Annotated in this window: 9 protein-coding genes; 8 read left to right on the top strand and 1 reads right to left on the bottom strand. The window is 35.6% G+C overall.

The window, feature by feature from the left end; translation table 11 throughout:
- The first annotated feature begins 30 nt into the window (after window positions 1-30).
- The 4 genes from CKV70_RS11735 (at window position 31) to CKV70_RS11720 (ending at window position 4056) form a co-directional block, all read left to right on the top strand.
- Complete coding sequence (locus CKV70_RS11735; protein ID WP_003722576.1) at window positions 31-783, top strand: DeoR/GlpR family DNA-binding transcription regulator; 753 nt, start codon at window positions 31-33, stop codon at window positions 781-783.
- Complete coding sequence (pfkB, locus tag CKV70_RS11730) at window positions 780-1703, top strand: 1-phosphofructokinase (RefSeq protein ID WP_031695682.1); 924 nt, start codon at window positions 780-782, stop codon at window positions 1701-1703. Before CKV70_RS11735 ends, pfkB begins: the two co-directional genes overlap by 4 nt.
- A 1-nt stretch (window position 1704) precedes the next feature.
- The gene (locus tag CKV70_RS11725) at window positions 1705-3603 is read left to right on the top strand and encodes a PTS fructose transporter subunit IIABC (RefSeq protein ID WP_003722574.1); all 1899 of its coding nucleotides are present in this window, start codon (window positions 1705-1707) and stop codon (window positions 3601-3603) included.
- 105 nt (window positions 3604-3708) lie between these two features.
- Window positions 3709-4056, top strand: a complete 348-nt coding sequence (locus CKV70_RS11720; RefSeq protein WP_003739618.1) for a helix-turn-helix domain-containing protein — start codon at window positions 3709-3711, stop codon at window positions 4054-4056.
- Window positions 4057-4110: 54 nt separating this feature from the next.
- On the opposite strand, the gene CKV70_RS11715 is transcribed toward CKV70_RS11720, so the two are convergent.
- Window positions 4111-4719: a competence protein ComK gene (locus CKV70_RS11715; RefSeq protein ID WP_014931011.1), complete on the bottom strand. Its 609-nt coding sequence runs from the start codon at window positions 4717-4719 to the stop codon at window positions 4111-4113.
- Window positions 4720-4849: 130 nt separating this feature from the next.
- Here CKV70_RS11715 and CKV70_RS11710 point away from each other — a divergent pair, with 130 nt between their 5' ends.
- The 4 genes from CKV70_RS11710 (at window position 4850) to CKV70_RS11695 (ending at window position 13387) form a co-directional block, all read left to right on the top strand.
- Window positions 4850-5206 (top strand): IDEAL domain-containing protein, encoded by a 357-nt coding sequence (locus CKV70_RS11710; protein WP_003723667.1) that lies wholly within the window; start codon window positions 4850-4852, stop codon window positions 5204-5206.
- A 149-nt stretch (window positions 5207-5355) separates the two neighbouring features.
- Complete coding sequence (addB, locus tag CKV70_RS11705; protein WP_014601064.1) at window positions 5356-8829, top strand: helicase-exonuclease AddAB subunit AddB; 3474 nt, start codon at window positions 5356-5358, stop codon at window positions 8827-8829.
- 1 nt (window position 8830) lies between these two features.
- Window positions 8831-12538, top strand: a complete 3708-nt coding sequence (gene addA, locus CKV70_RS11700; RefSeq protein ID WP_014601063.1) for a helicase-exonuclease AddAB subunit AddA — start codon at window positions 8831-8833, stop codon at window positions 12536-12538.
- Window positions 12539-13387, top strand: a complete 849-nt coding sequence (locus tag CKV70_RS11695) for a fumarylacetoacetate hydrolase family protein (RefSeq protein ID WP_014601062.1) — start codon at window positions 12539-12541, stop codon at window positions 13385-13387.
- Window positions 13388-13390 lie beyond the last annotated feature (3 nt).

The raw sequence follows: 13390 nt of genomic DNA, 5'->3' as shown, positions 1-13390 counted from the left end.
GATAAACTAACTTTGGATGGAGGAGTAATAATGTTAAATGCAGAGCGTAAACAACTTATTATGGAGAGTATTGAGAAACTTGGTGTAATTAAATTACAAGAACTAGTTGAAGGTCTTGCTACCTCAGAGTCAACCATTCGCCGCGATTTAATCGAATTAGAAGAACAAGGATTAATCCAACGTGTACACGGCGGGGCGAAACTTGTAAAACTTCACAACCAAGAACCAAGTATGAATGAGAAATCATTCAAAAACATTCAAAGTAAAAAAGTAATTGCTGCATATTGTGCAAGTCTAGTGGAAGAAAATGATTGTATCTATTTAGATGCAGGATCCACCACATTAGAATTAATTACTCATTTAGCAAATCGAAATATCACAGTAGTGACAAATGGTTTAACCCATATTGAAGAGCTTGTTCGTCAAAATATTGATGCTTATCTTTTAGGTGGCAAAATGAAAGTGCATACAAAAGCAATTATTGGTGCAGTTGCCTTAGATAATATTAAAAATTACCATTTCGATAAAGCTTTCATTGGTACTAATGCGATGCATCCGGAGCATGGCTATACAACACCCGATATGGAAGAAGCATTTGTAAAACGTGCTGCAAAAGAACGTGCTGATCGCGTTTTTGTTGTAGCTGACCATACTAAATTTAATGAAGTTAATTTTTCAAAAATGTTTTCAATAGAAGAAGCAACTATTGTAACAGACTATATTCCTTCTGCAGTAAAAGAATCCTTTATCCAAAAAACTAAAATAATCGAGGTAGAAAAATGATTTATACAATTACTTTAAACCCATCAATTGATTATATTGTACAAATCGATCAACTAAACCTTGGCGGCCTTAATCGTATGAAGCAAGATTATAAATTGCCTGGTGGCAAAGGAATTAATGTCAGCAGAGTTTTAAATCAATTGAATGTACCAAGGCTCGCTACAGGTTTTTTAGGTGGATTTACAGGCAGTTTTATCAAAGATTGGCTACAAAACGAAGGTGTGAAAACTGGCTTTGTAACGGTGAAAGATGACACTCGTATTAATATCAAACTAAAGCACGGAGAAGAAACAGAAATCAATGGTCTAGGGCCAGCTATTTCTGAGAAGGAAATTAATGAATTTTTGAAAGTGATGGATAAAGTAACTGCTAACGATATTGTTATTTTATCTGGTAGTGTGCCTCCTTCACTTGGAAATGATTTTTACAATAAAATAATTCAGATTTGCAAAGAAAAAAAAGCTGAATTTATGATTGATACAACTGGTCAAGAACTGCTAGATGCATTACCAAATCGCCCGATTCTAATTAAACCAAATCACCACGAACTAGCAGACCTATTTGGCGTGAAACTTGGTAGCGTAGAAGAACTTATCCCATACGGGAAAAAATGTTTAGAATTAGGCGCGCAACATGTAATCGTATCCATGGCGGGTGACGGAGCGCTTCTATTTACAGGAGAAGATGTTTACTTCGCCGATGCATTAAAAGGGGAACTGAAAAATTCCGTAGGTGCTGGAGACTCAATGATTGCAGGCTTTGTTGGGACTTTTGATAAAACGAGAGATCCCGTTAAAGCGTTTGCTGCAGGAGTTGCAACAGGTGGAGCCACTGCATTCTCAACAGATTTAGCCCAAAAAGAACTAATAGATGAACTATTACCGCAAGTGAAGATAACCAAAATAACAGGGAGGAACTAAAATGAGAATCACTGATTTATTAAGCAAAGATGTTATGATTATGTCATTACAGGCAACGACAAAAGAAGCTGCTATCGATGAAATGATTGCTTCGTTAAAGAGCAACGGGAAAATTAATGATGAGGTGCTATTTAAAGAAGCTATAATGAACCGTGAAGCACAGAGTTCTACTGGTGTAGGTGAAGGAATTGCAATGCCTCACGCGAAAACAAAAGCAGTAAATGAACCAACTGTTGTTTTTGCTAAGAGTGAGAAGGGATTGGACTATGATGCTTTAGATGGTCAGCCAGCACACTTATTCTTTATGATTGCTGCCCCAGATGGCGCTAATGCAACTCATTTAGAAACTTTAGCAGCGCTTTCTAGACTATTGGTTCATCCAGCATTTGTTCAATCGTTAAGAGATGCTAAAACTCCAGAGGAAGTAATCAATTTATTCAACAATGAACAAGAAGACTCAGAAGAAACAGTTGTTGCTCCAACCTCAACCAATGATACTGGTAAATCAGTCGTAGCAGTTACAGCATGTCCAACAGGAATTGCACATACTTATATGGCTGCAGAAAAATTACAAGAAACTGCTAATAAATTAGGTGTACGAATCAAAGTTGAGACAAATGGTTCTAGAGGCGTTGAAAACCGTTTAACAGATAAAGAAATTGCAGAAGCTGATGGGGTTATTATTGCAGCTGATGTACAAGTAGATATGCCTCGTTTTGACGGGAAGCATTTAATTGCTAAACCGGTTGCAGCGGGAATTCATAAACCAGAAGAACTAATTAAAGAAGCAATTTCAGGCAATGCTCCAATTTATAAAGCAGAGGAAGGTAGTCAAGCTACGGAGAGCGCAGACGGACTTTCTATCGGTCAACAAATTTATAAACATTTAATGAGCGGTGTTTCTCACATGTTGCCGTTTGTAATTGGTGGAGGTATCGCTATCGCCATCGCGTTTATGCTCGATCAAATGTTAGGTGTTCCTCAAGATCAACTCGCAAAACTTGGTTCATATAACGAAATCCCAGCACTATTAAAACAAATCGGTGATGTTGCATTCGGCTTCATGCTTCCAGTATTCGCTGGATATATTGCCTACAGTATATCGGATAGACCAGGACTTGTAGCAGGTTTTGTAGCAGGTGGAGTAGCATCTGTTGGTGGTGCAGGCTTCCTTGGAGCACTTGTTGGTGGTTTCCTTGCAGGTTATGCAGTAGAATTAATTAAACTAGCACTTAAAAAGTTACCAAAAACATTAGACGGTATCAAAGTAGTTTTATTCTATCCAGTTTTATCGGTGTTAATTGTCGGACTTTTAATGTTGCTATTAAATGTACCAATGAGCGCATTGAACACTTGGTTGAATGACTTCTTGAATAGTTTAAGCGGAACGAACGCAGTTATTTTAGGATTACTGTTAGGTGCAATGATGGCAGCGGATTTAGGTGGACCAATTAATAAAGCTGCTTATATATTTGCAACGGGTACACTCGCAGCTAGTGTAGCAACAGGCGGTAGTGCAATCATGGCAGCAACAATGGCTGCTGGTATGGTACCACCACTAGCAACATTTGTAGCAACTCTTATTTTTAGAAATAAATTTACAGCTCAAGAACGTGATGCAGGCTTAACTAACTCTATTTTGGGTGCTTCATTCATTACTGAAGGAGCTATACCATTTGCAGCCGCGGATCCACTTCGAATGATTCCGAGTTTTATTGCCGGAAGTGCCATCACAGGTGCAATAGTAATGTTCTTAAACATTAAAGTATTAGCACCTCACGGAGGAGTTTTTGTTATCTTCCTTGTATCCCAACCGTGGTTCTATATTATTGCAATTATTATTGGAACATTAATCAGCGCAGGATTAATTGGTGTTCTACGTAAGAAACCAACTGTATAAAATACGGAAATCGTCTTTTGAAACTTAAAAGGCGATTTCTTTTTAGTAATTTCTCGAATTCTTTCCGAAAAATTGCTATACTGGAAGTGAAGTGAGGTGGGCGTATTGGAATTTGGAGAAAAATTAATTCATTTACGAAAGAAAAATAGGTTAACACAAAAACAACTGGCGGCGAAAATCGGGACAACTGCATCCACAATAAGCAAGTATGAAAATGATAACCACCGACCGCCAATTTTTATTTTGGCTAAATTAGCAGAAATTCTTGGAACAACAACCGATTTCTTATTAGATGATGTAGCTGGTTTGCGAGAAAAGAATTCGGTAAACGCCTTTCCTTTAATTGGAAATCCTGAACTCGAGAAATGGTATTTAGAACTACCTTATACATACTCAGAGGATGAGTTATTAATGTTAAAACGAATTGCAGATGCGATTGAGAATAAAAAATGATTTTAAGGAAAAGCCAGCTACTATTACGTAGCTGGCTTTTATTTAGTTTTAAATTTATTGCTCGGGATCTTGAGGATCATTAGGTTCTTCATTATTTGGAAGCATGGTGCTGTAATAACGTCTAGGTTCAGCAGCAAGAGTGGTTGGTGGGAAAAACCTATTCATTGAAGGGAAATTACTCTCCATCATACGCATTTTTTGAGAAAATTTCATATGTAACATGGAGGTTCTGGCAATCTGATTATTAAAAGATGCTAAAGACATATCAATCTCAAAGGTTTCCATATTAGAAAATGTTATTAAAGTGTGGTTAAATCCAATTGCATGATAATCTTTAATATGTTGTGGGAAAATCCAAATGCATTCTGTTGAACTTGGTGCTACAGTTGGAAATACATAAGTAGAAGTGACTGGGTCAATGATAATGGGTGGCTTATGGGTAACACCAATTAAGTGTTTAGTTCCCTCTTTGCGTCCTTCATAGCTTGATCCGAAAAAGTTACAGCTGGTTTTAATTAGCTCAAACGGGGTAAATTTAGAAGTATAATGAGAATCAACTTCATAAATTTCTGAATAGACTATACTTCCAGATTTTTTTGGAAAAATAATCATCGTGTGCGGGTTTACTTCATAAAACTGAGTACTGATTTGTTCTTTTTTCATTTCATTCAACTCCTCTATGTTTGTATTTATGTCTAAGAAGAAACCTAGAGTTATTGCCTAATAAGCAAAACTTCTAAGTAACGACTAAGCATCAAAGTTAGTTATGAGTTATTTTTTGTCATTATAGCACATGGTAATTTGCAAGTCATTAGATATTAGTAAAGTTGTATTTTCAAGCTGTTTTCTGTTTTTTCTTGGCATATTACAATTTTTTAAGATTGTAATAAATATGAGTGAAGGAGTGGTAGTCGTGGAAATGCGTGATTTTTCTAATTCGTTGATGAATCAGGTGGGTGTCCTTAAGGGTGAAAAAGAATTAACAAACGTTTTTATCGAATGCTTCCTGACGATGCTCCTAGAAGAGAGAAAATTAGAACAACTTAGAGCTGAAATTGATAAAGCTCTCGATAATAGGAACAAAGCGGAATTTATGAAACTTACAGAAAAAATGAATAAAATTCAACAGGAAATGCTAGCTTTTGAGTAGAATATATGAAAAACTAAGATAGTAAGAGCTATCTTAGTTTTTTTGAGCTGTTTTATAAATTTTCAAACAAAAAATGCCTCGAAAAAAGTTCTGGACAGATTGCTCAAATATGGTAAACTAAATAAAAACATATGTTCGGTGGTGAGGGTATGACACTTCAAATAATTGCAGGTAGATCAGGCACAGGCAAAACAACTCATTTAATGGATGAGGTTGGAGAGAAAATTAAACAAAATTCTAAAACGTATATCTTTATTGTCCCAGATCAAATGACGTTTCAGATGGAGACAAGCTTTTTAAATAAGGAAAATTTAGCAGGTATGCTTGGGACACAAATATTTAGTTTTAGCCGTTTAGCGTGGAAAATTCTTCAAGAAACAGGTGGATTATCTAAAACTTTCTTAAGTCAGACAGGTATAGAAATGGTTATCAGAAAAGCAGCCCTTGATCAAAAAGATAAATTAAAAATCTTTTCAAGAGCTACTTCTAGAAAGGGTTTTTATTCAGAGTTAGCGAATTTATTTAAAGAAATGAAACAAGAAGAGGTTTCCATTGAAGACATGGTCAAGAGCGCTACGAATCTGTCTACAAGTGTGAATAATAAAGTGCATGATATCTCGCTAATCTATCAAAAGTATGAGGAATTATTAGCGGATAAATTCCTTGAAAATGAAGACTATTTGAGATTGCTTGCAGAAAAAATTGCCGATAGTGATTATTTAAATCAGACTGAAATAGTCATTGATGGTTTTACTTCTTTCTCAAAACAAGAGCTGACAGTTATTGGAGAATTAATGCGGAAATGTGATAAAGTAACGATTTCTTTGACGCTTAATGTTCCTGAAATTCAGCATGGACTAGATGAATACAGTATGTTCAAAGCAAGTACAGAAGCGTATTATGCTCTATTAGAGTTGGCTAAATTAAATGGCACTCAAGTCGAGGAAAACAAGTTCTTCTTAGAGAATAAGCGAGCAAAAACAGAATCACTAGCCTTTTTAGCTAATACTTGGGGGCATAACAAATTTATGTCTTTCAAAAACGAACCTCAAAATTTAAAAATCCATCAAGCGAATAACAGACGTGCAGAAATAGAAGGGATTGCTCGTGAGATTCGTCAACTAGCATTAAATGGATATAGATACCGCGACATAGCTATTTTGACAAGAAATCTTGGAGATTATGACGTTTTATGTGAAACGGTGATGGAAGCATATAACATTCCTACCTTTATTGATAAAAAGAGAGCTATGGCTAAACACCCTTTTATCGAGTTTATTCGTTCTAGCTTAGATGCTATTCTATTTAACTGGAAGTACGAACCAATCTTTCAAGCAGTTAAGACAGAGTTTTTCTTTGATATTACCGAAAAATCAAGCCTTAACAGACGTAAAGCAGATATTCTTGAAAACTATGTATTAGAAAATGGTATTCAAAATAAATGGAAATGGGAAAAAGAAGGAGATTGGATTTACCGGAAAATCCGCGGACTATCCACCAATGTATTGCCTCAAACAGATGAGGAGATTCATATGCAATCTATCATTAATGAGATGAGGAATCTTATAGTGAATCCACTTTCTACTTTAGAATTAAATCTAAGGAAGGCAAAAACAGGGATGGAGTTTGCTTTAGCTCTTTATCATTATTTGGAGCAAGTAAATGCTGTAGAACGATTGGAGTCATGGAGACAAAGAGCAGAAGAGCAAGGCTATTTAGAACTTGCACGAGAACATGAACAAGCATGGAGCTCCATTTCCGCACTTTTGGATGAATTTGTAGAAGTTTTAGGAGAGGAAACGTTAGATCTAGACAGTTTTACTGAAATTATTGGAACGGGTCTTGATGCACTTGAATTTTCGCTTTTGCCACCTTCCTTAGACCAAGTAGTTTTATCTGATATGGAGAATGCGAAATTGCTAGATATGAAAGTGATTTTTGCTATTGGGATGAATGACGGTGTTATGCCGCTACGTCAAAAGGATAAAGGGATTTTTTCGGATCAGGATAGAGATGCATTGCGTGCTGAAGACAGTAAATTGAAACCATCTGCTAAAAATAATATTGGTGAAGAAGACTTATTAGCATATAAAATAATAAGTCTCCCTAGTGACAAATTATTTCTTAGTTATCCTGCCGCTGATGAAGAAGGAAAAGTATTAAGCGAATCCAATTATTTAAGGAAAATAAAAGGACAGTTTAATGAACTAAATGAATCAGTTTATTTAACAGACCCGAGCTTATTAAGTGATGCTGAACAAAGTAGTTACATTCGCTCTAAGCAAGCAACATTAGGATTGTTGACAAGTCAATTACAAATGTATAAACGAGGTTACACGCTGTCTAGTGTATGGTGGGATGCCTACAATAGTTATTTTGAAAATGAAAAAGAATCAACAATGGCTAAGCAAGTGCTATCGAGTCTATATTATGAAAATAAAACAAAACCATTACAAGAAACAACTGCTAAAAACTTATTTGGAGAAACTATTCATGCAAGTGTTTCAAGAATGGAGAAATTTTTCAGTTGTGAGTTCCAACATTATGCTCAATATGGCTTGAAATTAGAAGAGCGAGGGCATTTTCAGTTGCAAGCCGTTGATATGGGAGAGATTTTCCATGGAGCAATGGAATGGATCTCAGCAGAATTAAAAAGAAATAATCTGGATTGGGGTAATTTAAAAGAAGAAGAATGTAAGCAAATGGCGAAACTTGCAATGACATTCCTAGCTCCTAAAATCCAGCATGAAATTTTGCTTAGCTCTAAAAGAATGGAATATATTCAGTATAAATTACTCCAAATCATAACGAGGGCAACAACTGTTTTAAATGAACAAGCAAAAAGCAGTGCGTTTCGTCCTGTTGGGTTAGAAGTTGATTTTGGTTTGAAAGGAGATATTCCGCCATTAAAAATACCTCTTCAATCAGATAGCGAACTTCTTTTGCAGGGGCGAATTGATAGAATTGATATGGCAGAACAAGATGATCGAACGTTCCTACGCATTATAGATTATAAATCAAGTTCGCATGATTTGGCGCTCACAGAAGTCTATTATGGTTTAGCGCTTCAAATGCTTACCTACCTGGATATTGTAGTAACAAATGCACAAAAAATGATTGGCAAAACTGCCGAACCAGCTGGGGTGCTGTATTTCCATATGCACAATCAATATGTACAAGCAGAGAAAGAGTTAAGTGATGGGGCTATCGCAAAAGAATTACAAAAAAGCTCCAAAATGAAGGGATTGATTTTATCCGATCCCGTGGCTGTTTCATTAATGGATATGACCCTTGAAAAAGGAAAAGCATCTACTATTATTCCGGCAGAAATAAAACAAAATGGAGAGTTGAGTGCGAGATCAAGAACTGCGACAAGAGCAGAATTTGATAAAATGCGACAATTTGTCCGTCATAAATATCAAGAAGCTGGGAATAAAATACTTGATGGAGCAGTTTCAATTAATCCATATAAACTAAAAGAAAGAACGCCTTGTCAATTTTGCAGTTTCCGCTCATTTTGCGGATTTGATCCATCTTTAACAAGTAATCAATATAGACATTTAGCTAATGAAAAAGCAGAAACAATTTTAACAAAAATGGATATTGAAGGAGGGACGCAGTAGCATGAGTTTAAATATACCGCCAAAACCAGAAGAGTCATTATGGACAGACGACCAATGGAAAGCCATTCAAGCTAAAGGCAATAATGTACTTGTTGCTGCTGCTGCAGGTTCTGGAAAAACAGCTGTCCTAGTCACTAGAATCATTGAAAAGTTAATAGATGAGTCAGCAAACTTAAATGTAGACGAGTTACTAATTGTAACTTTTACGAATGCTTCAGCTGCTGAAATGAAGTTTAGAATAGGGAAAGGACTGGAAGAAGCTCTGGGACAAAATCCAGATTCAGCCCATCTAAAAAGACAAGTAGCATTACTTAACTATGCTTCTATTTCAACTCTCCATTCTTTTTGTTTAGAAATTATTCGAAAATACTATTTTGAGGCAGATATTGATCCAAGTTTTCGCTTAATTGAGCCAATTGAAAGTAGTATGATTCGCGATGAGGTTTTAGAAGGTTTGCTGGAACAAGAATATGGTATTGAAAATAATGAAGCTTTTTTTCATTTGGTAGAATCTTTTACAGGAGATCGTTCGGATGCAGAATTGCACTCATTAATATCTAAGCTATATGATTTCTCAAGAGCCAACCCAGATCCAAACGCTTGGTTAGAAGCAATGGTGAACTTTTATAATACAGAAGAGATTACTTCGATTACAGAGTTACCTTATTTTCCAATTATTAAAGAAGATATTGAATTAAGAGTAAATCAAGCTAAAAACTATTTACTAAACGCAATAAATTATGCAAATGAAAATAACGGGCCAGCACCTTATTTAGCTACATTAGAAAATGATTTAGTCCAAATTCAAGCATTGTCAGAGTTGAACTGGAGCAGTTGGACCCATCTGAAAACATCTATTGAAAACATAGATTTCAAGCGTATTCCGACACTTAAAAATAAAAGTGATTACGATGAAGTATATGTGGAGGAAGCGAAGAAATTTCGAGATGCAGCTAAAAAAGAAATGAAAAATATCGCAACTGACTGGTTTTCGAGGGAAGAAGTAAATTACTTATCTGACTTAGAAAAAATGAAACCAGATATTCAAACTTTGAGTGAATTGGTCAAAAAATTTGCTGCAAATTTCTTTGAAGAAAAACAACAAAGAGGGGTATTAGACTTTAACGATTTAGAACATTTAGCATTAAAAATTTTATTAAATGATGATAAAGGTTCAGAAGTTGCTCAAAATTATCAAAAACAATTTAAAGAAGTATTAATTGATGAGTATCAAGATACCAATATGGTGCAAGAAACTATTCTACGCCTTGTAACGAACCCCAGTGAAGCGCAGGGGAATCTATTCATGGTTGGAGATGTGAAACAGTCTATCTATCGCTTTCGTTTAGCAGAGCCAACATTATTTATGACAAAGTACCAAACATTCCAACAAGATGGTAGTGGAAACGGGATACGCATTGATTTGTCACAGAACTTTAGGAGTAGGAAAGAAGTTTTAGATGCTACCAATTTTATATTTCGTCAATTGATGGATAAACACATTGCTGAAATTGATTATGATACCGCCGCAGAATTGACTTTAGGTGCAAATTTCCCTGAAACAAACGCTATGGAAACGGAACTTTTACTAATTGATATGAAAACTGAGGATACCGAAACAGAAGATGAATTATCGCCTCAAGAATTGCAAAAAAATCAAGTAGAATCACGTGCGATTGCAATGAAAATCAGAGAAATGATAGACAATAAGTTTCCTATTTATGATAAAAAACTTAAACAAAATAGACCTATTCAATACAGAGATATCGTTATTTTATCAAGGGCAATGACGAGCGCTCCGGATATGGAAGAAGCAATGAAAGTTCAAGATATCCCTTTTTATGCGAATAATAACTCAGGTTATTTTGAAACAACAGAAGTAGCTACAATGATTGCACTTATGAAAGTAGTAGATAACCCTTACCAAGATATTCCGCTTGCTGCGATTTTACGTTCACCCATAATTGGCTTAAATGAAGAAGAGTTGGGGCAAATTCGTATGGCGAAGAAGAAGGGTTATTTCTATGACGCATTGCTAACCTATAAGGACATAACCGTTTCGGAAACAGCGAATAAAATTAGTGATTTTGTTCAACAATTAAACAATTGGCGTGAATTGTCCATTCGAGAAAATTTAACGTCATTGATATGGCAAATCTATCAAGAAACTAACTTTTATGAATTTGTGGGTGGCTTACCAGGTGGCAAACAACGCCAAGCGAATTTACGAGCATTATACGACCGGGCCAACCAATATGAAAAAACATCTTTCCGTGGTCTGTTCCGTTTTGTTCGTTTTGTTGAACGGTTAGAAATTCGAGGCGATGATTTAGGTACCGCAAAAACACTTGGTGAAAAAGAAGATGTTGTTCGCATGATGACAATCCATGCGAGTAAAGGATTAGAATTTCCTGTAGTTATTGTTTCTGGGCTAAGTCGAAAATTTAATATGCGGGATATTTATAGCAAAACGTTGTTAGATAAAGATTATGGCTTTGCATCTAGTTATCGAGATGTTGAGAAAATGATTGTTTACCCAACAATTATGCAGCAAGCAATAAAGCAAAAGAAATCTCGTGAAATGATTGCGGAAGAGATGCGCGTGTTGTATGTTGCGCTTACTCGTGCAGAAGAAAAGTTGATTTTAGTAGCAACAGTACCGGATTTTGAAAAAACAAGTAAAAACTGGCTGCAAGTCGCAAAAGAAAAAGAAACTATTTTACCTGCAGCCACAAGAGCGAAAGCTAAATGCTATTTGGATTGGATAGGAAACGCAACGATTAGGCATCCTGCTTTTAAAGAATTGTTGTGTGAAGAAATAATCCAAACACTTGCGACGGAGATGAAACTACAAATTGAAATAAAAACAAAAGAAATGTTTCTAACTAATGAGCTAGAAAGGGCTGAATCAGATAATTGGCTGGAAAATATAAAAGAACATCAGCCAGTACCTATTCAAAGCCCATATAAGGACGAAATTCAGCGATATATGGAGTATGAGTACCAAAATGAAGCGGCGACTGAAATACGTGCTAAACAGTCTGTAACAGAGCTTAAGCGCCAATTTTCTTTGCAAGATAGCTGGAGTGATACTACACTGTTAAAAGAATTCCAAAAAGTATCACTGGATAGACCTAAATTTTTACAAAAAAATAAACTCTCTGCAACAGAAATTGGTACGGCAATGCATACGCTTATGCAAGCAGTTTCGTTAGATTATAAACCTACAAAGGAAGATTTGGAACAGCTTTTACACACAATGCGAGAAAAAGATATCTTAACAGATGTGCAAATTAAAGCAATTAATATCAAACAAATATTAGATTTCTTTGAATCTCCATTAGGGGAAACAATGCTGCAGAAAAAAGATTTAGTAAAACGTGAAGTGCCATTTAGTTATTTGCTTCCTGTGTCAGAGTTATATGAAAAAGTTGATTTAGACGAACGAGTACTCATTCAAGGTGTTGTGGATAGTATGATAGAAGAGGAAGAAACGATTACTTTAATTGATTATAAAACAGATAAAATAGAAGGAAGATATGCTGATTGGAACGCTGCTGAAAAAGTAATGAAAGAACGATATCATATTCAAATCAAGCTTTATGCAGAAGCGATTCAAGCGATTAGCGGTAAAAAAGTCGCTGCGGCTTATTTATATTTCTTCGATGGACAACATATATGCCAAATAAACACAAAGGAAGGTCTTTAAATGAAATGGTTGAGTTATCTGTATGAAGGAGATTTGGCTTATGGTATTTTAACATCTGAAAATAAAATCATCCCTGCTGGAACGATTTTTTCGAATCCGCCAGCTACCCTTTTAGATTTTATTAAAGAAAAACCGCTTGTTCCAGAATTAACAGGAATTGACGGGCATATCGATTTAGCCGAAGTGGAAATTCAAGTACCTTTTGTTCCGCCAAATAACATTATTGCAATTGGAAAAAACTATTATAATCATGTGCTAGAGATGGGAAGCAAGGAAGACGTCCCAGAGCATATTCTTGTATTTACAAAGAGTGCTAATAGTCTATTACCGCATAACGGCAACATTGAGTTACATCAAAATATAACGGGCCAATTAGATTATGAGGGAGAACTTGCTGTTATTATTGGTGAGAAAGTAAGAGACATATCGGAACAAGAGGCTTTATCTGCCATCTTTGGATTTACTATTTTAAATGATATTACAGCTCGCGATCTGCAGAAAAAACATAAACAGTTTTATATAGGTAAAAGCCTTGATGCAAGTTGTCCGATTGGTCCATTCGTGTTGGAAAATAACGCAAACAAAGAACCTGTTTTCCACATTGAAACCAAGGTTAATGGCGAAGTAAGACAGTCTGACTCTACCGATAAATTTATATTTGGCTTAGCAAGAATTATTTCTGATTTATCCAAAGGGCATACGCTGCTTCCAGGGGATATAATTGCTACAGGAACCCCAAGTGGTGTGGGAAATGGAATGACACCTCCGACTTTTCTACAAGAGGGGGACATTATCGAAATTACTATTGATAAAATTGGGACACTGACTAACAAAGTAAGAAAATCTTAATAA

It is taken from the genome of Listeria monocytogenes, from assembly GCF_900187225.1.
Lineage (GTDB): Bacteria > Bacillota > Bacilli > Lactobacillales > Listeriaceae > Listeria > Listeria monocytogenes.
The sequence above is the reverse complement of the archived record's forward strand: the minus strand, read 5'-3'. Positions and strand labels throughout refer to the sequence as shown.